At 43.9% G+C, this 23,310-nt stretch carries 21 protein-coding genes and 1 tRNA gene; 14 read left to right on the forward strand and 8 right to left on the reverse strand.

From position 1 onward, the window contains the following. Positions 1–7: 7 nt before the first annotated feature. Positions 8–1,798, reverse strand: a complete 1,791-nt coding sequence (locus SD449_RS16395; protein WP_318312130.1) for a ribonucleoside-diphosphate reductase subunit alpha — start codon at positions 1,796–1,798, stop codon at positions 8–10. A gap of 3 nt (positions 1,799–1,801) precedes the next feature. Beyond that, entirely contained in the window at positions 1,802–3,076 is a 1,275-nt protein-coding gene (locus tag SD449_RS16400; protein WP_318312132.1) for a ribonucleotide-diphosphate reductase subunit beta, read from the reverse strand. A gap of 406 nt (positions 3,077–3,482) precedes the next feature. Between SD449_RS16400 and SD449_RS16405 the strand changes: the two genes are divergently transcribed. After that, positions 3,483–3,971 carry a PAS domain-containing protein gene (locus SD449_RS16405; RefSeq protein WP_318312133.1) on the forward strand — a complete coding sequence of 163 codons (489 nt, stop codon included), beginning with the start codon at positions 3,483–3,485 and terminating at the stop codon, positions 3,969–3,971. A gap of 40 nt (positions 3,972–4,011) precedes the next feature. Here the strand turns inward: SD449_RS16405 and SD449_RS16410 are convergent, their stop codons facing one another. The 4 genes from SD449_RS16410 to SD449_RS16425 form a co-directional block, all read right to left on the reverse strand. Continuing rightward, positions 4,012–4,872 (reverse strand): sigma-70 family RNA polymerase sigma factor, encoded by an 861-nt coding sequence (locus SD449_RS16410; RefSeq protein WP_318312134.1) that lies wholly within the window; start codon positions 4,870–4,872, stop codon positions 4,012–4,014. Positions 4,873–4,887: 15 nt separating this feature from the next. Further along, on the reverse strand, positions 4,888–5,622 hold the full coding sequence (locus SD449_RS16415) for an NYN domain-containing protein (RefSeq protein ID WP_318312380.1): 735 nt from the start codon (positions 5,620–5,622) through the stop codon (positions 4,888–4,890). Positions 5,623–5,626: 4 nt separating this feature from the next. Continuing rightward, positions 5,627–5,821, reverse strand: coding sequence for a small ribosomal subunit protein bS21 (locus tag SD449_RS16420; protein WP_318312136.1), 195 nt, complete (start codon positions 5,819–5,821; stop codon positions 5,627–5,629). A 448-nt stretch (positions 5,822–6,269) separates the two neighbouring features. Beyond that, positions 6,270–6,351 (reverse strand) — tRNA-Leu (locus tag SD449_RS16425). Between the two features lie 161 nt (positions 6,352–6,512). On the opposite strand from SD449_RS16425, the gene SD449_RS16430 reads away from it, so the two are divergent. The 3 genes from SD449_RS16430 to pth all read left to right on the forward strand — a co-directional run bounded on the left by SD449_RS16430 (position 6,513) and on the right by pth (position 8,843). Next, complete coding sequence (locus SD449_RS16430; protein WP_318312138.1) at positions 6,513–7,454, forward strand: ribose-phosphate pyrophosphokinase; 942 nt, start codon at positions 6,513–6,515, stop codon at positions 7,452–7,454. A gap of 20 nt (positions 7,455–7,474) precedes the next feature. Beyond that, entirely contained in the window at positions 7,475–8,125 is a 651-nt protein-coding gene (locus SD449_RS16435) for a 50S ribosomal protein L25/general stress protein Ctc (RefSeq protein WP_318312139.1), read from the forward strand. Between the two features lie 88 nt (positions 8,126–8,213). Next, a complete protein-coding gene (pth, locus tag SD449_RS16440; protein ID WP_318312141.1) occupies positions 8,214–8,843 on the forward strand; it encodes an aminoacyl-tRNA hydrolase in 630 nt (209 codons plus the stop codon). A 2-nt stretch (positions 8,844–8,845) separates the two neighbouring features. Here pth and SD449_RS16445 read toward each other — a convergent pair whose 3' ends face one another. Continuing rightward, the gene (locus tag SD449_RS16445; RefSeq protein WP_318312142.1) at positions 8,846–9,532 is read right to left on the reverse strand and encodes a hypothetical protein; all 687 of its coding nucleotides are present in this window, start codon (positions 9,530–9,532) and stop codon (positions 8,846–8,848) included. Continuing rightward, positions 9,529–13,236 (reverse strand): reprolysin-like metallopeptidase, encoded by a 3,708-nt coding sequence (locus SD449_RS16450; protein ID WP_318312144.1) that lies wholly within the window; start codon positions 13,234–13,236, stop codon positions 9,529–9,531. Before SD449_RS16450 ends, SD449_RS16445 begins: the two co-directional genes overlap by 4 nt. Positions 13,237–13,380: 144 nt before the next feature. Between SD449_RS16450 and SD449_RS16455 the strand changes: the two genes are divergently transcribed. From SD449_RS16455 to SD449_RS16500, 10 genes are all read left to right on the forward strand, one after another. Beyond that, complete coding sequence (locus tag SD449_RS16455; RefSeq protein ID WP_318312145.1) at positions 13,381–14,310, forward strand: bifunctional riboflavin kinase/FAD synthetase; 930 nt, start codon at positions 13,381–13,383, stop codon at positions 14,308–14,310. Continuing rightward, the gene (locus SD449_RS16460; RefSeq protein ID WP_318312146.1) at positions 14,311–15,627 is read left to right on the forward strand and encodes an HTTM domain-containing protein; all 1,317 of its coding nucleotides are present in this window, start codon (positions 14,311–14,313) and stop codon (positions 15,625–15,627) included. A gap of 50 nt (positions 15,628–15,677) precedes the next feature. Then, positions 15,678–16,949, forward strand: a complete 1,272-nt coding sequence (serS, locus tag SD449_RS16465) for a serine--tRNA ligase (protein WP_318312148.1) — start codon at positions 15,678–15,680, stop codon at positions 16,947–16,949. Positions 16,950–17,163: 214 nt separating this feature from the next. Further along, positions 17,164–18,960: a tetratricopeptide repeat protein gene (locus SD449_RS16470; protein WP_318312150.1), complete on the forward strand. Its 1,797-nt coding sequence runs from the start codon at positions 17,164–17,166 to the stop codon at positions 18,958–18,960. 147 nt (positions 18,961–19,107) lie between these two features. Beyond that, positions 19,108–19,425 (forward strand): DUF4286 family protein, encoded by a 318-nt coding sequence (locus SD449_RS16475; RefSeq protein ID WP_207035761.1) that lies wholly within the window; start codon positions 19,108–19,110, stop codon positions 19,423–19,425. A gap of 3 nt (positions 19,426–19,428) precedes the next feature. Continuing rightward, positions 19,429–19,737 carry a gamma-glutamylcyclotransferase family protein gene (locus SD449_RS16480; RefSeq protein WP_207035759.1) on the forward strand — a complete coding sequence of 103 codons (309 nt, stop codon included), beginning with the start codon at positions 19,429–19,431 and terminating at the stop codon, positions 19,735–19,737. Between the two features lie 17 nt (positions 19,738–19,754). Next, positions 19,755–20,627 carry a 16S rRNA (adenine(1518)-N(6)/adenine(1519)-N(6))-dimethyltransferase RsmA gene (rsmA, locus tag SD449_RS16485; protein WP_318312152.1) on the forward strand — a complete coding sequence of 291 codons (873 nt, stop codon included), beginning with the start codon at positions 19,755–19,757 and terminating at the stop codon, positions 20,625–20,627. Next, positions 20,614–21,966: a magnesium transporter gene (gene mgtE, locus SD449_RS16490; RefSeq protein WP_318312153.1), complete on the forward strand. Its 1,353-nt coding sequence runs from the start codon at positions 20,614–20,616 to the stop codon at positions 21,964–21,966. Before rsmA ends, mgtE begins: the two co-directional genes overlap by 14 nt. A gap of 9 nt (positions 21,967–21,975) precedes the next feature. Continuing rightward, positions 21,976–22,341 (forward strand): cupin domain-containing protein, encoded by a 366-nt coding sequence (locus SD449_RS16495; protein WP_225603118.1) that lies wholly within the window; start codon positions 21,976–21,978, stop codon positions 22,339–22,341. A gap of 19 nt (positions 22,342–22,360) precedes the next feature. After that, on the forward strand, positions 22,361–23,293 hold the full coding sequence (locus SD449_RS16500; RefSeq protein ID WP_318312156.1) for a 2-hydroxyacid dehydrogenase: 933 nt from the start codon (positions 22,361–22,363) through the stop codon (positions 23,291–23,293). The last annotated feature ends 17 nt before the right edge of the window (positions 23,294–23,310 follow it).

Here is a 23,310-nt window from a genome sequence, read left to right on the forward strand (position 1 = left end):
AAGTTGGTTATGCTTCACAGCTTACGCAATCCTTCTTTTGTTTGAATTTTTGCGCAGCATTCATGCTATGTTGGTAGTACAAGGATTTTAGACCCAGTTTCCATGCGGTCACATGTATCTTGTTGATATCTTTTGTCGGCATATCCGGGTGTACAATGATATTCACCGATTGTCCTTGATCGATATGGTTTTGCCTGTTGGCCGCTTGGTAGATGATATCCAACTGGTCCAACTCGGAATAGGTTTTAAAGACAGCCTTCTCTTCTTCGGTCAAAAAGTCCAAATGCTGTACAGAACCATCCATATCCCTGATACTCTTCCATACTTCGTTGGTATTCTGCCCTTTTTCTTCGAGCAAATCCATTAAAAACGGATTCTTGATGGTCGTTTTGATCTTGGCAATGTCCTTTACGTAGCAGTTGGACCAAATGGGCTCTATTCCCTGTGATACCTGACCTAATATAAAGGCAGAGGACGTCGTTGGCGCCACTGCGTTCAATGTTGCGTTTCGTCTTCCATAGCCCTTTAGAACATCCGGCTCTCCAAAACGTTCCGCCAATTGCTCGGATGCCTTGTAGGAACGTTCTTTGATTTCCCTAAAGATCTCACTGTTCAAGTTATAAGCTTCTTGGCTGTTAAAGGCCAGTCTCTTGGACTGCAACAATGAATGCCATCCCAGGGCACCTAGGCCCAAAGAACGGTTTTGCTTGGCAAAGTTGTAGGCCCTTTCCATAAAGAGGAAAGTTTGTTTGTCATCACGATCGGATGAATCCCTGTAAGCCTCCAATTTTTCAATAAACTCGGTAATCACGGCATCCAAAAAGTGAACCATGGTCTCCACGGCATCGGTCTTCTTCCATTTATCGTAGTGCAACAGGTTGATACTGGACAATACACAAACAAAGGACCAATCATCGTTGGACGGCAACATGATCTCCGTACAAAGGTTACTGGCATATATGCGATGTCCCTTATCCTTGTACACGTCTACCGCACCATCGTTGGCGTTATCCGTAAAAAACACATAAGGATATCCCATCTCACCTCTACGTTGCAACACTTTTGCCCAAACGGTTCTTTTATCAACATCCCCTTCGATCATTTCCTGCATCCATTGGTTGGTCACCGTTACACCGTGGGTCAATTGTTGGATAGGGTTACCTTCGGTACCTATTTCCAAAAATTCCAAGATGTCCTTGTGATCTATGGGGAGGTATGGAGAAAAACGTCCACGACGAACCGATCCTTGGCTTACTACATCCACCATGGATTCGAACAACTGCATAATGTGGACCGCACCGGAAGCTTGACCGTTGTTTTTAACCGGCGCACCCCTGTACCTTATCTTGCCAAAATACCCGGAGGTACCGCCACCGAGTTTGGACATCATACCGACTTCGGACTGGGTGTACAAAATATTGCCCATGTCATCGTCTATATGAGAACCAAAACAACTGATGGGCAGACCGCGTCTTTTCCCAAAATTGGACCAAACAGGAGATGCCAAAGAGAAGAATCCTTCGGACATGTACCCGTAGAATTTGTCCGAATACCCCGGAATCTGCAAAATCTCCTCTGCCCTGTCCCCGATTTCACGGATACGTTCCTCGGGGGTCACCCCTTCGGTAAGGTATCCAGAAGCCAAAAACTGTCGGCTATATTCGTTCAACCATTCAAATCCTTTGCCCTCTTCACTTTTGAGTTTGGACAAGGTATCCTTTCTTGCATTTACAAGTTCCTGTGTTTTGTTATCCTGCTTTTGGTCGGTAGTCGGGGTTGTTTGTGTTCTCTTCTCCATAATTTAAAAAAGGTCGTCGCTGGTTATACTTTGTGTTCTTTTGCTATAGTTGATGGATCTTTTTACGAAAAAGTCTCCATGTTTTGTTCCTATGATCTCGTCATCGAACCATTCGGTCTGCTCCAATAATTTTTGGTCAACATCGAATATTTTAGAGATTCCTATGCTCTCCAACGAGTTGTTGAATCTGTTTTTGATGAATTCGTTCACCAAGTTTTTCGGCAAGAAATCCAATTCACCATCTTCAAAGATCCAATCCACTATTTTACTCTCTGCCTCAAATGCTTTTTCACAGATATCCTGAATCATTTCCTTGTAGTCGTCGTCGAACCACTCTGGATGTTCATTTTTGATGATGTTGATCACATCGATACCAAAATCTCCATGGATCTGCTCCTCTTTTGATGTGGCCTCAACAACATTGGAAATTCCTTTCAGCACATTTTTGTGCTTGTTGAATGCCATAATGATCAAGAATTGTGAGAATAGGGACACATGCTCTATAAAAAGGGAGAAAAGCAAGATGGATTCCGCATACTCCTTATTGTTCTCACTTTTTGCATTTTTAAGGGCAGTCTCCAAATACTGCACCCTTTTCATGATTACGGGTTTTTTCTTCAGGTTTTCGAACTCACGGTTCAATCCAAGAATTTCCAACAAGTGCGAGTAGGCGTCGTGGTGACGTACTTCACTTTCTGCAAAAGTGGCCCCTACAGAACCGATTTCAGGTTTGGGCATTCTATGGTAAATATCTCCCCAGAACGTTTTTACCGCTACCTCTATCTGCGAAATGGCCAACATGGTATTTTTGATGGCACTACGCTCCACCTCCGTCAATCCGGATTTAAAATCTTGGATATCGCTAGTGAAATTGAACTCGGTATGAATCCAATAACTGTGTCTGATCGCTGGCACATACTCATACAATTGGGGATACTCGTAAGGCTTCAAATTGATACGCTTCTCGAAAATATCCGACTGGCGCATCTGTGCCCTTTTGTTCCTGTAAATAATGTAGGCTTTTGCCGCATCATGGAACTCACTGTTCATGAGTTCGTTCTCAACAACATCTTGCACTTCCTCTACGGTCGGCAAATAATGTTCGTCTTGGCTCTTTCGCTCCAACAACACCTTGTTAACGTTGTCGGCAATGTTCTGCGCATCGGTGATCTGACCATGCTCAACAGCGGTCATGGCCTTCAAGATTGCATTTGTAATCTTGTGTAAATCAAATTCTTGCGTACTAAAATCCCTCTTAGTTATCTGAGTAATCTGCATGAAGAAAACGGTTTGGAGTTGTAAAAATAGCTTGAATGTAAAATTCATATTTTCTTTACTTGGATTTTAAGTCACCCCCATTAGGTTCTTAACACTTTTATCAACATTTATGTTTTCAAATGACAAAAAACCATGGGAGCAGACGTAGGACAAGGGCTCCGAAAAATTCATCCAAAACTCATTTCCGAAAAATTTTTTTCACAGTTCTTTAACTATTCATGACTGTCAGATAATTAGCCATAGTGAACACCGAGCACGAACCTTGATATTAACAATACTTGAACCTTCGATCTGGGCGAAAATCCATCAAACCAATATAAAATCGAACGTAAAAATCATATTGATCGTGATCAAAAACCATAAACACGTATATTGCGGTGATATTTGAAGAGAAAAATCCGCAAAAATGTTGGAGACACGTAATTTTCCGAACCTGCCCTTAGTAAGTTTTGATGTGTATTTAGATAATTACCGCCGTCTGGCGAAGAACCTTAAAAGAGAGGTCGAAGTGAAGCAGATACGGTCAATCCTTAAAAGAAACCTTGACGCCACTATGGAGAACATGGTGAAGCAGGATACTTTTGACGCATTGGTGGTCACGGACAGGAACAGGAACATTGTTTGGGTAAACCACGGATTTACGGAAATGACGGGCTACGATAAAAAATATGCACTGGGAAAAAAGCCTAATTTTCTTCAGGGGGAGCAAACCTCCAAGACCATTATCAAGGAAATCGGAGAAAAAATCAACAACAACCAGAATTACGTCGGTTCCATTTTGAACTACAAAAAAAATGGGGAAAAATATCTTTGTGAAATTCAAATAATGCCTCTTTTCAATTCAAAGAACGAACTGACGCACTTTATGGCCTTTGAAAAAGAATTGGCCGCTTAAAATTCGATTTACGTTATAAACAAGTCCAAAGAATCCCTATTTAAAGATATTCCTTTAAGATTTCGGTTCTTGAAGATTTTCTCAATCGGGCCAAAGCCTTTATTTTAATTTGTCTTACCCTTTCCGTGGTTATATCCAAGTGAAGGGCAATCTGCTCCAGTCCCATGGAGTCATCCGTTCCAATACCAAAGAACATTTTAATGATGAATGCTTCCCGGTACGACAGAATTTCCAAAATATCATCTATCTCCAATTTTAAAGAGCCGTCCAAAAGATTTTGCTCGGGACTATCATAAACCTCCGAGCTTATAACATCGTACATATTAAATCCCGTATCCCCAACAAGGGGGCCGTCCATTGAAATGGACCAGGAAGAATGACTTAAACAAACTTTGATCTCCGATAATGAAAAATCGATCAGTTCCGCAATCTCTTCCGCAGTGGGCTGCCTTTGGTGCTTTTGTTCAAAACGGGAAGAAACACTGCCTATTTTATTGATCACATTTATCTTGTTCAAGGGCAACCGTACCATTCTCGATTTCTCCGAGAGGGCCTGTATTATCCCTTGGCGTATCCACCAAACGGCATAAGAAATAAACTTGAATCCACGGGTCTCATCAAATTTGGAAGCAGCCTTTACCAGTCCCAGATTGCCTTCATTGATCAAATCGTGCAGGTTGAGCCCCCTGGATTGATATTGCTTTGCTACCGATACCACAAACCTTAGGTTGGACATGACCAGTTTTTCCATGGCCTGGTTGTCCCCGTTCCTGATTCGAACAGCCAAATCCACCTCCTCTTCCTCGGTTATCATGGGAATACGACTAATGTCGCTAAGATATTTGGTAAGGGACGGCGTGTCCCTTTTTGTAATCTGCTTCGATATGGAAAGAGGCCTCATTACTTTCTTTTTGTTTTAGGATGTACTCCTCACATAGATCAGGTTTCCATTGCCTTTCGGGTTTTTTCTTGACCCAATTTCAATTTGGTCGATGGATTTCACCAGAGGTGTCAATTTTCTGAAGCCATAGTTCCTGGCATCAAAATTGGGCTGCTTTTTCTGCAAAAGTGTGCCAACTTCTCCCAAGAAAGCCCATCCTTCCTCATCTTCCACATCGGCAATGGTGGAAAGTATAAGGTTGATCACTTTGGGCGTTACCTTATCGATCTTGCTCTTCTCGTTCTTTTGAGACACATTGGATTCGCCCACTTGTGGCTTTTGCAGGATCTCCAGATATATGAACTTGTCGCAGGAAACTATAAAGGGATCCGGTGTTTTTCGCTCCCCAATACCAAAAACGGTCATTCCCGCCTCTCTCAGCCTAATGGCCAAACGCGTAAAATCGCTATCGCTGGAAACCAAGGAAAATCCGTTCACCTTTCCGGAATACAGAATGTCCATGGCGTCTATGATCATGGCGCTGTCCGTGGAATTCTTCCCAGTGGTATAACCATATTGCTGAACTGGGGTAATGGCATTTTTAAGGAGCACATCTTTCCACTTTACCAAACTTGGTTTGGTCCAGTCCCCATATATTCTTTTGACGCTCGGATTTCCATATTTTGCAATCTCCTCCAACATCTCCTTTACATACTTCGAGGGAATATTATCACCGTCGATCAGAACGGCCAGATTTAAATCTTTTTCCATGGCATCACTCCTCATTTCTTTTGAGAAACTCATTTTTATAGACCGCCTTTGCCAGGGTCTCCCTCTTCTCTTTTGATTTTTTGGTAAATTGTTGATTTTCCCTAATGCGTTTTAGCTGCTGGGTACTTCTCACTTTGTTCCGGTATCTTTTCAAAGCTCGTTCAATGTTCTCACCGGGAACTATTTTTATTTTAAGCATATAGATTTGTTTATTGATTCAAGTTAAATGGAACCATACATGGAAAGAGCTCTGTGGAACATGGTCCCGGCAGAAGCGAACAGTTGCCGAACAGACACCACCTCGTGGCATTATATGTTGGCACTTGCTGAAATTTATTGGAACAAGCAAAAAATAATTAAGAAGTTGCCCTGAACATTGGTATTGTGAGAGGAAAAGAGCTGTCTTTTTTATTTAAGGATTGAAGCAATTCGGATCCTTGATCCATAATGGTATGTAAAGGAAAGGATTTAAAATGGAACTGGACCGATTTGTCGGGTTTATTTTCCGTGTAGGACCCTGCCATTATGATCGATTTCCCTCCTTTTTATCGAATATAGCAAGGAAAAAATCTGAAACCAGGCTTCCATGATATCCCAAAAACATCGGAAAAACAAAAAACCCCAACAAAATTGTCGAGGTTTTTCAGTACCTTGGGTGGGAATCGAACCCACACGTCCGAAGACACTGGATTTTGAATCCAGCGCGTCTACCAGTTCCGCCACCAAGGCATTTTGGCACTCATTTTCAAATGCGAGTGCAAAGCTAAAAAAATAATTTTATTTATCACCAAAAAATACTTCCATTTATCCTTTAGCAACCCGAATTAATTATTAAATTTGCACCTCTTTGCAAAAAAGTACTTTAAAACGCTAGTTAACAAGAGATTGTAATGGCCTATCAAGTTCCGGAACCTAAAATTTTTGCTTGCACCCAAAGTGTAGAACTGGGTAGGAAGATTGCTGCCTCGTACGGCGCGGAATTGGGAAAAATCCAATTCTCCCGGTACAGCGATGGCGAATTTCAGCCCTCGTTCGAGGAGTCCATTCGCGGAGCAAGGATTTTTATTATAGGATCTACCAATCCCAGCTCGGAAAACTTGATGGAAATGCTGTTGATGTTGGATGCTGCAAAGAGAGCCTCCGCTAGGCACATTACCGCAGTTATGCCCTATTTTGGTTGGGCCAGACAGGACAGAAAAGACAAACCCCGGGTTCCCATCGCCGCTAAGTTAGTGGCCAAAATGCTGGAAACGGCCGGTGCGACCAGGATTATCACCATGGATCTGCACGCCGACCAGATCCAAGGATTTTTCGAGAAACCTGTGGATCATTTGTTCGCGTCCACCTTGTTCCTTCCATATCTGAAAGGCCTAAAATTGGACAATCTCTGTATTGCATCTCCGGATATGGGCGGTTCCAAAAGGGCCTATGCCTATTCCAAAGCCTTGGAATGCGACGTAGTAATCTGTTATAAGCAAAGAGCAAAGGCCAATGTAATCTCGCACATGGAACTCATTGGGGACGTACAGGGCAAAAATGTGGTGTTGGTGGATGATATGGTGGACACTGCCGGCACACTTACCAGGGCTGCCGATCTGATGATGGAGCGCGGGGCCGAGAGCGTTCGTGCCGTAACAACCCACGGATTGTTATCCGGAAAGGCATACGAAAGAATAGAAAAATCCAAGTTAACGGAATTGATCATCACAGATTCCATTCCCGTGGACCATAATAAAGAAAAAATCAAGGTATTGTCTTGTGCCGACCTGTTTGCAGATGTAATGCACCGGGTTCACCACAACACTTCAATATCCTCAAAATTTTTAATGTAAATCAATTTTAATATATAACAATGAAGTCAATTACAATCAAAGGATCCCAAAGAGAAAGCGTGGGCAAGGTAGCGACCAAGGCCCTACGTAATGCTGGAAAGGTCCCTTGCGTACTGTACGGAGGGGATAAACCAGTGCATTTTTCTGCTGACGAAATCGCATTCAAAGACTTGGTGTACACCCCAAATGCCTACACCGCGGTAATTGAACTGGAAGATGGTCAAAAATTTGACGCCGTTTTGCAGGACATTCAATTTCACCCTGTAACGGACAGCATCTTGCACGTAGATTTCTACCAATTGTTCGAGGACAAGCGTATCACTATGAGAATTCCTGTTCGTTTGGAAGGAAATTCTCCTGGTGTAAGGAACGGTGGACGTTTGCTTTTCAGAAAAAGAAAACTGTCCATTAGGGCGTTGCCTGCTTTGCTTCCCGATTTTATCACCGTGGACATTTCCAAGTTGAGAATCGGACAGACCATTGCAGTGGAAACCATTCTAAATGACGATTACACATTCCTTCACCCAGATAGCACCGCTATCGTTCAAGTTAAAGCTTCTAGGACTTCTGTTGATGAAGAACTTGAAGACGAAGATGAAGAAGGAGTAGAAGGAGAAGCTGCCGAGGCTGCCGAAGGTGGTGAGGCTCCAGCTACCGAAGCTGCAGAATAGCACTTTGAAGATTTTATAAGAGCATCCCTTTTTTACTTCGGTAAAAATTGGGATGCTTTTGTATTTTTAAGGAAAATGAAAACAGTTGATGCTCAACTTTATCAAACAACTTTTTGGACCATCAAAACAACTCCTGCAAGAAACTGATCCCATGAAAAAATTTCTTATCGTTGGTCTTGGGAACATAGGACCCGAATATGAAGACACCCGTCACAACATTGGCTTTAAAATCCTTGATTTTTTGGCAGAACAAGAAGACCTAACGTTCGAAAGTGCCAAGTTGGGAGCTGTGACCACCTTTAAATACAAGGGCAAAAATGCGGTCTGCCTTAAACCATCCACCTATATGAACCTCAGCGGGAAAGCGGTGAAATATTGGATGGACAAAGAGAATATTGGGATTGACCATGTATTGATCATCACGGACGATATCAACCTGCCCTTTGGTTCCATACGATTGAAAGGCAAAGGCAGCGATGGAGGGCATAATGGTTTAAAGGACATACAGAACATATTGCAGACCACCAATTACAATCGCTTTAGATTTGGAGTAGGTTCCGATTTTGGCAAAGGCAAACAAGTGGATTACGTTCTGGGCAAATGGGACGACGAGCAACAAAAAGCAATGACGGAGCGCTTGAAAAAGTCTACCGACCTTATACGGTCCTTTATGTTTGCAGGGGCAAAAAATACCATGAATCAATTCAACGGTAAATAGCCCTAAAGTACCCTAAAATCAAATATACCGGAGCTTGAGGTGTTTCCTTCCAGATCGGTCGTGATCACCATCCAGTAATAAACGGTTCCAGATGCTACCGAAACGGGCATTTCCATAGTGGTGGCATTCGTGTTGCCCATGGATGTTGTTGGAGGGGTTTCTTCGGAAAAAAATATTTCAAAAGAATCAATATCGTTGTCCACATCGGCCCCGTCCCACTCCAACACTACTTCGTTGGCCAGATTTCGCTGTACAGTCGACCCTGATGCTGGGTTGACCAATTGGGCCGGAAATGGCGCATAAGTGGTCTGTGACCCTGCATTGTAAAATAACCATGTTGGGCTGGAGGCTACTTGGTCGGATTCTGAGTTTCTTGAGGTCACGGACCATGCATATGGAGTCCCTTTGGAAATAGTAAGACTTGCAGAAGTTGCGGCCGTGGAGATATTTTGAGGGACATTGGTAGCCAAGTTCACAACGCTTAATGTATAGGTGTCGGTGTTTTTGGACACATTCCATCTAAAGGTAACCTGACTTGAAAACTCATTGATAGTGGTTCCCGTGGTGCACTCCGAGTTTTCCTCGGGAAACACCAGCTCCGCACCTTCAGGTGCCGGTGGCGGACCATCATCCCCACCACAGGAAACCAAAAAAGCCAAGATGAACAATCCAATTATATTTCGAATCATCTTTTAATAAGTTTAAACATTTCCATTTCACCCGCCTTTTTCAGGCCTAGATAGTAAATTCCTTTTGGCAGACTGGCCAAATCCAACATCATGTTATCTCCCGTCGAAGTTTGGTCAAAGCTTTTCACCAACCTGCCATTGGATGTGAAAATTTGAATCCCCACCTTACCTACATATCCGCCAAGATAAATCTCGGTAACCGCATCTACAGGATTGGGCGATATTATAGGTCTTGAAGAATAGAACAACGTTTTTTCCACTGTTCCCTGACAAGGCAGGTTTGAGTAGACCCTTAACGTGTTTACTCCTTCCTTTAAAGGAAGCTGAAGTTTGGTCGATTCCGTTTGTGTCACCAATCCGTTCAGCTCTACATTATAAAATGAGGCTCCGACCATTTCTACGCTCAATATTCCAGAATCCATAAATGCGTCTATATCCAGTACATCTGGCTGGGTGATCACGGCATTGAAACAGACTTCTTGATAATTGACCATGCCATTGGTCCCCGTAATACATACCGTATATTCACCTGCGGCAAGTCCGCCGAACGTTTGCGAATTTGTAAACTCCACGGTTTCCGAGCCTCCGGTATCGCTCAATACCGCCGTATACGTTATGGAAGTATCCAAAGGAGTAATGGATATAGACCCGTCATCATTGCTCCTGCAGGTTTCACTGGAAATTTCCACTTCGAAGTTGTCCTGTGCAAACCGATAGATCGCACATCCATTGGTATCGACCTCAACACCTTTGGGAGTTCCCAAACAGAGGTCGTCGCCATCATCAAAAACACCGTCCCCATCATCATCGGGCCGGTAACTTCCTTCGATGCAGACATCCAAAGAGAAAGAAATCAAATTTCCACCATCACTCGCAGCTGTATCTTGAATTTCCAATATCCATTCCCCTAAAATGGACTCTCCCTTTAATGAGGCCAAAGACCCAAGGGGCGTAACCGCTCCCGAAATAGCAGGGTTTCCCGTGCATTCAATAGGACTGCCATCATCATCAAAAACAGCATCAATGTTATTCAAATCCCCGCACGTATTGGAAATCAAGGTAACTTCTGTTCCCGCTGGAGATATCAGTGTAATGATCAAATCTTCCAAATAGGTATGGTCCAATTGCAAGTTTACATTGACATCTGATATCGGCAAATCTTCCACAAACAAAACGGAAGTTGTAATCGTAGGTGTTCCGGAAGACGAAATAGCAATAGGCAAGTTATTGGGCTCCCTATTTTTACAGTCTACCTGTGAGGTGATAAAATTGAAGGCGTTTCCAAAAGTCCCTGTCCCACAACCGTTGTTTGGCCTTACCCTCCAAAAATATTCCGTTTCCGGCTGCAATCCGGTGGCCCTGTAATGGGTAAATGGGATGGTGGCAGATTCCACAATATTGACAAATCCAGGATCTATAGCAATTTCCACATCGTAACTGGTGTACAACGCGCTTTCTTCCCAACTGAGTTCAGCGTCCAAAGACACCCCTCCTTCCCCATTGGCCGGGGACAAAAGCGCAACTTCTGAAAAGGTACCGTCCTGCACGGTCAACGAGAGCATCACACTTTTGGTCACAGTAGCTGCCGTGGAGGTTACCGTAATATCATAAACACCTGGCGCTACGGCATCCGTATTTGAAAGGGTCAAATTTATAGCGGTATTGTCCGTACTTGCTTCCGTTGGAGAAAAATTGGCGGTCAGACCCACAGGAACATCTGCACTAAAGGTTGAGTTTTCACTGAATCCCGCATACGTTTCATAAATGAAGGGAATCACCAGATCATCCGGCTGACACGCTTCATAATCCAACGCTTCAAAGTTTAGAACAACCTCGGATTCCTCAATCGTAAAATCGGTGGCATTGACCGCAAAAAATATGTTCTCGCTGGCCTTTACCATAATCCGTGCATTTCCGGTGACATTTCCAGGAAGAAGCACTTCTTCGGTACCATCGTTGATCGTATTTTCCAAAAGCGTAATTGGAAAGGTAAGTCCTCCATCCAAAGAAAGAAAAATATCAACGGTCTGAGCGTCAATAGGCGCCACATTGGTATTGGCCACATCCCAAGTAACTTCTTGTATGGAGCCTGCCTGATAGATTTCATCTGCGCCCTGTGAGGTAACCAAAAACGGACCTGCGGCCTTGATAACCCTCACGTTCAGCACATCGGACACTACTTGTCCCCCTTCTTCCGCATTATCCCGAACCGTGCAAGCAAAATTCAAGTTTCGTTCAATATCGGATACGGTCTCCCACGCGGTTCCCGTTGCTGGATTGACCTGGGTCAAATTGCCTTGGGCCACTTCGGATAATCTGGGAAAATATCGTATGGGGTCAGTGGATGGTGGTATTGACCTAAAGTTGGCGCCGCTCGGATTTGTAGGGCCGAATGAGGCAGTGGTCACCAGACCATCGTCCACCTGTTCCCAAGTATAGGTAAGCACATCGCCCACATCTGGGTCGGTGGCGCTGCCTTCCAGCACAAATGCTGTTCCTTTGGGAATGATAAAATTGTCCACCGGGGTAAGTACCGGAGGTGAATTGGTCAGTGCTTGGGTTTGGGCACAGGAAGTTGTCTCCAAATAGGCGGATATTTGAAGGATACTGAGAAAATGGAAGTAATCGTCACCACTGGCGGCCACATTATTTCCTTCAACGATTCCCGCATACCCCATAATCGTGCTTCCACTGGCAGGTTCCGCCTGCACGCCGGTTCCTTCGGACTCGAAGGACCATGTATGGTTTGCCCCAAATTGATGCCCGAGTTCGTGGGCCACATAATCCAGATCAAAAACATCTCCCTGGGGATTGAATGCCGAGGAAAAAGCGCTTCCTTTTCTGTTATCAACACAAACTGCTCCAATAAATCCGGCATTTCCATTGTCCAGTCCTTCATTTACTTTATGGAAAAGATGTCCCACATCATAATTCCCCTCTCCGATTATAGAGGTTATGGTGGACTGTACTTCCGCATTTAAGCTATCGTCGTAAGGATCGGTATTGGGGTTGGTGTAGATGATAAGATCATTATTGGCCACAAGTTCCAAGGTAACTCCCAGGTCTGTTTCAAAAACCTCATTTACCCGGGTCAACGTTGCATTGATTCCCGCCAGGGCATCTGCCACGGTTCCGCCAAGCTCCTGGGTATACTCCCCGGAGGCTGAGACCGCAATCCTATATTTGCGCAACACCTGCCCATCCACCAAAGGAACAATGGTCTTCCCAGTGGTATTAGAAGATTTATTGGATGTTCCGAACAGATCTTTACTGGTTTCACAAATAAAATCCATTTTTAAGGACATCCCATCCTCTTTGTCATAAAGCACATAAGTACCCGGTTTGTTGGAAACAGGTTCCATAAAAGTAGTGCTGTTGTTCTGCACGTCCACAACCATGGTCTGTAGGCCCAATTGGGAACTGCTGAGCTTGACCTTATACCTACCATCCAGACTGACCCCGGAATAGGATTTTATATTCGGATATTTTTTGGCTAGGTCCGGGTGCAATACAGATGTTTCTTTCAAACGAAAAGGAACTACGCTCCCTTCATTGTTGGGCAAGTATATTTCTGGATTGCCGCCCTTTGCCGTGGAAGAGGACTTCATTTCGTCCACAAAGACTTCCTTGTCCAGCGACAAAACTTTTTTGGCACTCGAAATGTCGTTCAGGGAAGCACTTCGTAGGTTCGACTGTTTGGGCACTGTTTTCCAATAACCTTGCTGCCCGTAAATGCAAAAGCAGCTAAAAAATATGGTTATTGAAAAAACAAGATGTAACTTAGCTTTCATACACGGTTAGGGCATAGTACAAATTCAAATGTAAGCCTTTTTTTATTTATTGATCAGTTGCAAGCAATCCAAAACATTTCTGATTTTAAGGACGTTCCGCATCATACGGTAGTGACCATTGGCACCTTTGATGGTGTACACTTGGGGCACCGTAAAATATTGGAACGCCTCACAAATAATGCCAAAAACACGGGGCTCAAATCCACCGTGCTCACTTTTTTCCCGCATCCCCGAATGGTATTGCAGAAGGATGTTGACATTAAATTGTTGAATACCCTCGAGGAGAAAAAACAGATACTGGAAACTTTGGGCTTGGACTATTTGATCATCCACCCCTTCACAAGAGGGTTTTCGAGACTTTCCGCTATTGATTTTGTGCGTGACTTATTGGTCAACAGCATCAAGGCGAAAAAAATAATCATCGGCTACGACCACAGGTTTGGTCGCAACCGAAATGCCAATATCCAAGATTTGATTTCATTTGGCGACACCCTGGGATTCGATGTGGAAGAAATTCCCGCACAGGAGATCGATGACGTTTCCATAAGCTCCACCAAAATCCGTAGGGCACTATTGGAGGGCGACGTGGAAACTGCCAATACCTACCTGAATTATGCTTACATGCTCACAGGAACAGTAAAAAAAGGAAAAGGTCTGGGAAGGGATTTTGGTTTTCCGACCGCCAATCTTCATATTGCCGAAGAATACAAGCTCATTCCCAAAAATGGTGCTTACGTGGTCAAAAGTCAACTTAACGGGAAAGAGTATTTTGGAATGATGAATATTGGTTTCAACCCTACCGTGGACGGTTCCCAAAAAAGTATCGAAGTCAATTTCTTTGATTTTGAAGGAGACCTTTACGACAAAAAAATCCAGGTACAACTGCTGCACCGAATACGTGACGAGCACAAGTTCAAGTCAATCGAAGAACTTAAGGAACAGTTGAAAAAAGACAAAAGCCACTCTTTGGACCTAATCTCCAAATAAATGCTCGACCAATTTCTTTTTAAGAAGATTGACAACGCACAACTTGTGGTTTTCAGGGTATTTTATGGCCTTTTGGTCAGTGCCGAATGTTATGGCGCCATAGCCACGGGATGGGTGCGCCGAACCTTGGTGGAGCCTGAATTCACCTTTTCCTTTATCTGGTTTGAATGGTTGCAGCCATTGCCCGGGAATGGTATGTACATCTACTTCGCTGTGATGGGCACTTTGGGGCTTTTGATAGCATTTGGATACAAGTACCGATTTAGCGCTTTGGCATTTGCCATATTGTGGTCAGGCGTGTATTTGATGCAAAAAACATCGTACAACAACCACTATTACCTGTTGATGTTGCTCGCCTACATTATGGCCTTTTCACCTGCCCATCGCGATGCTTCGTTGGATGCAAAATTAAACCCTGGGCTACGTTCACAATCCATGTACAACTGGGTTCGATGGGTCATTATCCTGCAACTTTTTATCGTATACACCTACGCATCCATCGCAAAACTGTATGCCGATTGGTTGGATTTTAGCATGATCGATGTATTGATGAGTTCCAAAAAGGACTATTATTTGATCGGTGATTTTTTACAACAAAAATGGGTCCATAAGATCATAGCGGTTTTTGGTATTTGTTTTGACCTGCTGATTGTACCTGCCCTACTTTGGAAACCTACACGGAAAATGGCCTTTATATTCTCCATTTTCTTTCACTTGTTCAATAGCATCGTGTTTCAAATTGGTATTTTTCCATACCTGTCGCTAGCGTTTATCGTCTTCTTTTTTGAACCGCAGACCATTCGAAACATCTTTTTAAGGACAAAAAAAATCATTCCAGAAACGAAGATTATCATCCCCAAAGCCAAGAATGCGATTTTGACGGTCCTTGGGATTTATTTTCTGTTTCAATTGATTTTACCGCTTCGTCACCATTTTTTTGAGGATGATGTGCTTTGGAACGAAGAAGGCCACCGTTTGAGCTGGCGTATGATGCTCCGTAGCCGTGGAGGAAGAATTACCTACAAAGTAGTGAACTCCCAAACCAAGGATACGGTCGAAATCGACCTGGAAAATTATCTGACCGCAAAACAACAGCAGCGAGTATCCTGCTACCCCGACTTTACTTGGCAGTTTGCACAACGCCTTAAAAAAGAATATGCCCAAAAAGGAGAGGAAATTGAGGTTTATGTGAACAACAGGGTCAAGATCAACCAAAGTCCCTATCAACAATTTATTGACCCCAATGTGGATTTGGCAAGCGTTCCATGGAAACATTTTGCCCATAATGATTGGATTCTGCCCTCTCCCAAGGAATAAAGTTGGGCACTTCTCCAGATTAAATTAAATTTGCGCCTCAAAACAAGGCCATGCTTCAATTACAGAACATCAGGGAAAACCAGGAAACCATCATAACCGCTCTAAAAAAGCGAAACATCGATGCAGCACCTATGATTTCAAAGGTTTTGGAACTCGATGAAAAAAGACGTTCCATCCAAACCGAACTGGACGCTACGCTGGCCGAATCCAACAAAATTTCCAAGGAAATCGGTATCCTTTTCAAAACTGGAAAAGCGCAAGAGGCCAATGTCCTGAAAGAAAAAACTGCTGGACTCAAAGAAGCATCCAAAAAATTGGGTGACGACCTAAATGCAACTGCCGAAGAGCTTCAGCAGCAATTGTATTTGATTCCAAACGTTCCCCACGAATCTGTTCCCGCAGGTAATTCTGAGGAGGACAACGAAGAGGTTTTTAAAGAAGGTGATATCCCAACCTTGTCAGATGGGGCACTTCCACACTGGGAATTGGCCAAGAAATACGACATTATCGATTTTGAGCTAGGTGTGAAGATCACTGGAGCTGGGTTTCCTGTTTACAAAGGGAAAGGTGCTCGTTTGCAACGTGCCCTTATCGCCTATTTCTTGGATAAAAATGCCGAAGCTGGTTATACCGAGATGCAAGTGCCGCTTATGGTGAACGAAGATTCAGGCTACGGCACAGGTCAGTTGCCCGACAAGGAAGGTCAAATGTACCATGTCCAAGCTGATGATTTGTACCTGATTCCAACAGCCGAAGTACCCGTGACCAACTTGCACCGAGGCGATATTTTGGCAGAAAGCGATTTCCCCATCAAATACACTGGCTACACCCCTTGTTTCCGTCGTGAAGCAGGTAGCTACGGGGCACACGTTCGCGGTTTGAACCGTTTGCACCAATTCGATAAAGTAGAGATTGTGCGATTGGAACACCCCAACAATTCATACCAAGCCTTGGATGAGATGGTGGAGCACGTAAAAAACATACTGCGAGAACTCAAATTGCCTTACCGCATTTTGCGTCTTTGCGGAGGGGATTTAGGTTTCACTTCTGCCCTGACCTTTGATTTTGAAGTGTTCTCGACCGCGCAAGACCGTTGGTTGGAAATCAGTTCCGTATCCAACTTTGAGACCTTCCAGGCCAATCGCTTAAAATTGCGGTACAAGGACGAAAATGGAAAAAGCCAATTGGCCCACACCTTGAACGGAAGTTCGTTGGCTTTGCCAAGGGTATTGGCCGGGATCTTGGAAAACTATCAGACCGACGAAGGAATAAAAATACCCGAAGTGCTGGTTCCCTATTGCGGTTTTGACACCATCGATTAAGGTTTTCCACCATTAATTTGGATTCGCTTAACAGAATCCCCCACATTTCTGCGTTATATTTGAAATAAAACACCATGGGTTAAAATCCACCGTGTTTATTTTAAGTGCAATTGTCATTCCGACAAAGCGAAGCGACGAGGAATCTCACAACCCTGAACTTGAAATGGGATTTCTCACTACGTTCGAAATGACAGGGCACTATCAATTGCTAATAATGAGTATTCTATTGAGACGTCTTTTACTTCTTATACTATTGCTTTCCAGTTTTATTGGAGCGGCCCAAGAGGATTTCTTGGCCAAACAATACTTTCAGGATGGCGATTACGAGAAAGCTGTGGTCTTTTACGAAAAATTGGTGGAGACCAACCCAAGACGCACAGATTATGCCGAGGGTCTGGTAGCCTGTTACCAGCAATTGGAACGCTATGATGATGCCGAGGCGTTTTTACTTCAAAAAATAGAGGACAGTTACGCTTTTCCTACGTTTTACATTGAACTGGGTTACAATTTTACCCTCAAAAATGAAGCGGAAAAGGCCAATGCCTATTACGATAAGGCCATCAGCAAGATAGAGGACAATCCCAATTATGGGTACAGTGTCGGGTATCGCTTCCAAAAATATGCTTTGCTGGATTATGCCGTCCAAGCCTACACCCGGGCCATGGAACTAAAGCCCGATCTCAACTACGATTTTCAATTGGCGCGTATTTATGGCGAACAGGGCGATATCGCTAAAATGTATCAATCCTATCTTAACCTTATTTGGGAGGGACGCACCTCACGCTCCAATGTACTGCGCAACATCGATGATTTCATCTCCGAAGACCCCTCCAACGAGAACAATGTCCTATTGCGAAAAGTGCTGCTTCAAAATGCGCAAAAAGCTCCCGACATTCTTTGGAACGAACTCTTGAGCTGGCTTTTTGTTCAGCAAAAACAATACAATAGTGCCTTTAGTCAGGAAAAGGCCATTTATAAACGTAGCGAGGGCCAATCCGTGGACCGATTGGAAAACTTGGGAAGCATAGCTTTGGAAGACAAAGACTTGGAAACCGCGACCGAGATCTACACATATATCGTTGACAATACAGAAAATCCACGAACCAGGCTCAATGCCGAGCTCAACCTCATCGATATTGCCCTGGAAAACCCAACGGAAAAGGTTTTGGATGATGTCGAAAAAAAGTTTGAAGAGCTAGTGGGAGAATATGGCAACCAGAGCATCACCTTGCAGCTTCAGATTGCCTATGCCAACTTCCTCACCTTCAAAAAAGAAGAGCCAGAACCCGCAATTGCCATGCTCAAGGAGAGCTTGGAACTCCCCATGGGACGGATGACCATGGCCTACGTAAAATTGGCGTTGGGCGATATTCTGGTCTTCGACCAAAGATTCAACGAAGCCTTGATACTGTTCACCCAAGTACAAAAAAGCGTCAAAAACGATGTATTGGGCCAAGATGCGCGGTTCAAGGTGGCACAGACCAGTTTTTACAAGGGTGATTTTGACTGGGCCCTTACCCAGTTGAAGGTATTACGAAGCTCCACATCCCAACTTATCGCCAACGATGCCATGCAATTGAGCTTGTTGATTTCCGACAATTCCCTGGAAGATTCCACACAGACGGCGTTAAAAAAATATGCGAAGGCTGACTTGTTGGCCTATCAAAATAAGAATACCGAGGCCATAGAAGTGCTTGAAGATATTTTACAAAACCATAAAGGCGAAAAAATCGAAGACGAAGCCTTGCTGAAACAGGCCGAATTATTGGTTGAGCAAAAAAAATATGAAAGTGCCGAGTTCAACTATCAAAAAATTGTGGAGTTCTATGCTGACGGAATTTTGGCGGACGATGCCCACTTTGCCCTCGGAGAACTGTACGAGAATATCCTGGACGAACCCGAAAAGGCGAAGAGCCATTACGAGAAGATCATATACAATTATCAGGATAGCTATTATTTTCCCCAAGCCCGTAAAAATTTTAGGAGGTTACGAGGGGACGCCATTAACTAATTCTTTATTGCCGCAAAGGCGGGAATCTTATGGACAGATTTCTCAATCGTACCGAAAATCTTCGGTCTTCATTTAGAAATAACACTCAGAACTACCTGATTTTAAAAATTACAGTAATTTCACCCCACAATCAAACAAAAGAAGCGCATGCTCATATACAACGTTACCATCAATATAGATGAAAGTGTCCATGACCAATGGTTGGAGTGGATGAAGGACAAGCACCTGCCCGATATGCTGGCCACGGGAAAATTTACCCACGCCAAAATGGTCAAGGTTTTGGTGGAAGAAGACATGGGCGGCATTACCTACTCCATTCAATACACCACGCAGGACAGGGGCACCTTGGAATCCTATTACAAAGAGGACGCCGAGCGTTTACGAGCGGATGCGCAAAAAATGTTTCCAAACAAATTCGTGGCCTTTAGAACCGAACTGGAAGTCATCAGTCAACAAATACCATAGCCATTGGAATATCTTTTTTCCTACGGAACGCTCCAAGACCTGCAAGTACAGGAATATATTTTTGGTCGCCTGCTCAAGGGAAAAGCCGATGCTGCATTGGGTTTCAAAAAACTGGAAAATGCCGTGTATGGTCGGTATCCTTTGGTCATCAATACCAATAATCCCGAAGACAAGGTAGCTGGAATGGCCTATGAAGTGAACGAAACTGACCTGAAAAAGGCGGATATTTACGAAACCAGCGCCTACAAACGTGAAAAATTCCAATTGGAATCGGGCGATGAGGCTTGGATCTATATCGAAAATTCCAACTAACTTGCAAAAAAACAGCCGTGTCCAAAAAAAAACGAAAGAAGTACTCGAACAGTTCCCCGCACAATCATAGACCGGCGCAGGACGATGGCGCGGTAAAAGCAAAGAAACATTTAGGGCAGCATTTTCTTAAAGATGAATCCGTAGCTGAAAAAATTGCCCAGACCTTATCGCTGAAAGGATACAAAAATGTGCTGGAAATAGGCCCTGGCATGGGGGTGCTCACTAAACACCTGTTGCAACGTGATCTTGATCTGGTGGCCATGGACCTAGACGAAGAATCCATCGTCTATCTCAACCACAGTTTTCCATTGGAACACGCCGCAATTTTGAAACAAAACAACCGGCTCAACATTATAGAGGCGGACTTCCTAAAATTTGACCTTACCGAGCTCTATGGTGAAGAGGAATTCGCAATTACCGGTAACTTTCCCTACAACATTTCCAGTCAGATAGTTTTTAAAATGCTGGAAATGCGGCACCAGGTGCCCGAGTTTTCCGGAATGTTCCAAAAAGAAGTGGCCAAACGTATTTGCGAAGGACCAGGGAACAAAACCTACGGAATCCTGTCCGTATTGGTCCAAGCGTATTATGATGCGGAATATTTGTTCACCGTTCCACCCGGAGTTTTTGATCCTCCACCAAAGGTAGATTCCGGTGTGCTCCGATTGACCCGTAAAAAAGAACTCAAACTTCCTTGTGATGAACGTCTTTTCTTTAAAGTGGTGAAATCATCGTTTAACCAAAGACGAAAAACCATTCGTAACAGTCTTAAAACCTTCAACCTTTCCGATAATCTAAAAGAAGATGCTATCTTTGACCAACGCCCCGAACAGTTAAGCGTAGCTGACTTTGTAACGTTGACACAGAAGATAGCCGATGACCCCGTTTAAACTCACAGAAGAACTTTTAGAAGAAATCAGGCAACTGATCGCCGAGAATAAGGACGCCGCGCTTCAATCCATGATGAAGGAGTTCCACTATGCCGATATTGCGGAGATAGCGGACGAAATGGAGGTGGAAGAGGCGACCTATTTGATCAAACTTCTGGATAGTGAAAAAACCTCGGACATTCTTGCTGAAATGCACGAAGATATCCGTGAGGCGGTACTTAAAAACCTTACGGCCAAGGAAATCGCGGTTGAGCTTTCCGAACTGGATACCGATGATGCCGCGGATATCATCAACGAACTCCCGAAAGAACTTGTTCAAGAGGTAATCTCTGAAATCGAAGATCGTGAACACGCCAAGGACATTGTGGACCTTTTGCGCTACGAAGAGGATTCCGCTGGGGGTCTCATGGCAAAAGAGCTCGTAAAGGTGAACGAAAATTGGACCGTGACCACCTGTGTCAAGGAAATGCGTGCCCAGGCGGAGAATGTGACCCGGGTGCATTCCATTTACGTAGTGGATGACGAGGGCAAGCTAAAGGGCCGACTATCCCTTAAAGATTTGCTTACCGCCTCTACCAAAAGCCATATAAAGGATATTTACATTCCAAAAGTGGATTCGGTTAACGTCAACGAACGAGGTGAGGAAGTCGCCAGAATCATGTCCAAGTACGACTTGGAGGCCATTCCCGTAATAGACGAAATAGGACGCTTAGTGGGCCGTATCACCATCGATGACATTGTGGATGTAATTCGTGAGGAAGCCGACAAGGATTACCAAATGGCAGCAGGTATCTCACAAGATGTTGAGGTAAGCGATAGTATTTGGATACTAACACGTGCACGACTCCCATGGCTGATACTTGGTCTTTTAGGAGGACTGGGTGCTGCAGCGATCATGGGCACCTTTGAAGATATGATTTCCAAACATGCCATATTGTTCTTTTTCACTCCACTTATTGCTGCAATGGCGGGAAACGTGGGTGTGCAATCCAGTGCCATTGTAGTGCAAGGCCTTGCGAACGATGATCTAAAAGGCAGTGTTAGGAACCATTTATTAAAGGAAATGTTATTGGCACTATTGAACGGCTTGATACTTGCCATTTTACTTTTGTTCTTTACCTGGGTGTGGAAAGGCACTTTTGCCACGGCTCTGGCCATTTCACTCTCCTTGATCGTAGTAATTGTTGTGGCAGGCTTCATAGGTACTTTTGTCCCATTGTTTCTCCATAAAAGAAACATTGACCCCGCCATTGCCACTGGTCCTTTTATTACCACAAGCAACGATATTTTTGGAATCCTTATCTATTTTTCGATAGCCAAGATAATCTTGGGAATTTAATCCATCACAATGAAACCCATCAACCTAAAAGAAAAACACGCAGAGTTCACAAAACAATGGCATCCGCATCAAATTGCCGTGGTGGACGATATGCAAGTCCTTCTGGCCAAACTTCAGGGAGAGTTTGTTTGGCATGCCCATGAAAACGAGGATGAACTTTTTCAGGTCATCAAAGGAACCCTCTACATGCAATTTAGGGACAGGACCGAAGAAGTGAAAGAAGGCGAAATCATAGTAGTGCCCAAAGGCGTAGAGCACAATCCCATGACCAAAAATGACGAAGAGGTACATGTGCTTCTTTTTGAAAAAATGAGCACGGCACATACAGGCGATGTGCTTGATGAAAAAACGCAGACCCACTATCCAAAAATCTAGGAGTTGTATATTTGCCCCTATGAAAGTTCTCCACCTAGACACCAATCATTCCCTGCTTATTGAGCAATTTGCCGAGCTTGGGTTTGAAAACCACCAAGACTATACCTCAACCAAAGAAGAAGTGGAAAAGAAAATCCACGACTACGATGGAATCATTATCCGAAGCAGGTTTACCATAGACCGACAATTTTTGGAAAAAGCCACCAACCTAAAATTTATAGGAAGAGTGGGCGCCGGACTGGAAAACATCGATATTGAATACGCCAAATACAAGGAAGTTTTTTTGGCATCCGCACCCGAAGGTAACAGAAATGCCGTAGGTGAACATACCTTGGGCATGTTGCTTTCCTTAATGAACCACATGGGCAGGGCCGACCGTCAAGTGCGAAAAGGCAAGTGGAAACGTGAACAGAACAGAGGAGTTGAACTGGATGGCAAGACCGTTGGGATCATAGGCTACGGAAACATGGGAAAATCCTTCGCCAAAAAATTGCGGGGGTTTGATGTAGAGGTCATTTGTTATGATATCATAGGTGGTGTCGGTGACGAAAATGCCCGTCAGGTAGGAATCATGGAATTCCAACAACGCTCGGACGTGGTGAGTTTGCACGTTCCGCAGACCGAGCAGACCATGGGGATGATCAACTCCGAATTTATCGGAAAGTTCCACAAACCTTTTTGGTTGTTGAACACCGCCCGTGGAAAATGTGTGGTGACCGATGATTTGGTGGAAGCCTTAAAATCGGGAAAAGTGCTCGGTGCTGGATTGGATGTGCTGGAATACGAGAAAAAATCCTTTGAAAACATGTTCGCCCAAAAACCTAAGGCTTTCAAATACCTACGCAAGGCCAAAAATGTATTGCTTACGCCCCATGTTGCAGGATGGACTGTAGAGAGCAAGGTAAAACTGGCCCAGACGATTGTTGACAAAGTCAAAGCAAGATTTTGCTAATTTTAATGGGTGAAAAA

The sequence above is a fragment of the Flagellimonas crocea genome (assembly GCF_033441595.1).
Lineage (GTDB): Bacteria > Bacteroidota > Bacteroidia > Flavobacteriales > Flavobacteriaceae > Flagellimonas > Flagellimonas crocea.

Coding starts and splice junctions, on each gene's coding strand:
- SD449_RS16395 (WP_318312130.1), bottom strand. CDS start 1,798: ATGGAGAAGAGAACACAAACAACCCCGACTACCGACCAAAAGCAGGAT.
- SD449_RS16400 (WP_318312132.1), bottom strand. CDS start 3,076: ATGCAGATTACTCAGATAACTAAGAGGGATTTTAGTACGCAAGAATTT.
- SD449_RS16405 (WP_318312133.1), top strand. CDS start 3,483: ATGTTGGAGACACGTAATTTTCCGAACCTGCCCTTAGTAAGTTTTGAT.
- SD449_RS16410 (WP_318312134.1), bottom strand. CDS start 4,872: ATGAGGCCTCTTTCCATATCGAAGCAGATTACAAAAAGGGACACGCCG.
- SD449_RS16415 (WP_318312380.1), bottom strand. CDS start 5,622: ATGGAAAAAGATTTAAATCTGGCCGTTCTGATCGACGGTGATAATATT.
- SD449_RS16420 (WP_318312136.1), bottom strand. CDS start 5,821: ATGCTTAAAATAAAAATAGTTCCCGGTGAGAACATTGAACGAGCTTTG.
- SD449_RS16430 (WP_318312138.1), top strand. CDS start 6,513: ATGGCCTATCAAGTTCCGGAACCTAAAATTTTTGCTTGCACCCAAAGT.
- SD449_RS16435 (WP_318312139.1), top strand. CDS start 7,475: ATGAAGTCAATTACAATCAAAGGATCCCAAAGAGAAAGCGTGGGCAAG.
- pth (WP_318312141.1), top strand. CDS start 8,214: ATGCTCAACTTTATCAAACAACTTTTTGGACCATCAAAACAACTCCTG.
- SD449_RS16445 (WP_318312142.1), bottom strand. CDS start 9,532: ATGATTCGAAATATAATTGGATTGTTCATCTTGGCTTTTTTGGTTTCC.
- SD449_RS16460 (WP_318312146.1), top strand. CDS start 14,311: ATGCTCGACCAATTTCTTTTTAAGAAGATTGACAACGCACAACTTGTG.
- serS (WP_318312148.1), top strand. CDS start 15,678: ATGCTTCAATTACAGAACATCAGGGAAAACCAGGAAACCATCATAACC.
- SD449_RS16470 (WP_318312150.1), top strand. CDS start 17,164: ATGAGTATTCTATTGAGACGTCTTTTACTTCTTATACTATTGCTTTCC.
- SD449_RS16475 (WP_207035761.1), top strand. CDS start 19,108: ATGCTCATATACAACGTTACCATCAATATAGATGAAAGTGTCCATGAC.
- mgtE (WP_318312153.1), top strand. CDS start 20,614: ATGACCCCGTTTAAACTCACAGAAGAACTTTTAGAAGAAATCAGGCAA.
- SD449_RS16495 (WP_225603118.1), top strand. CDS start 21,976: ATGAAACCCATCAACCTAAAAGAAAAACACGCAGAGTTCACAAAACAA.
- SD449_RS16500 (WP_318312156.1), top strand. CDS start 22,361: ATGAAAGTTCTCCACCTAGACACCAATCATTCCCTGCTTATTGAGCAA.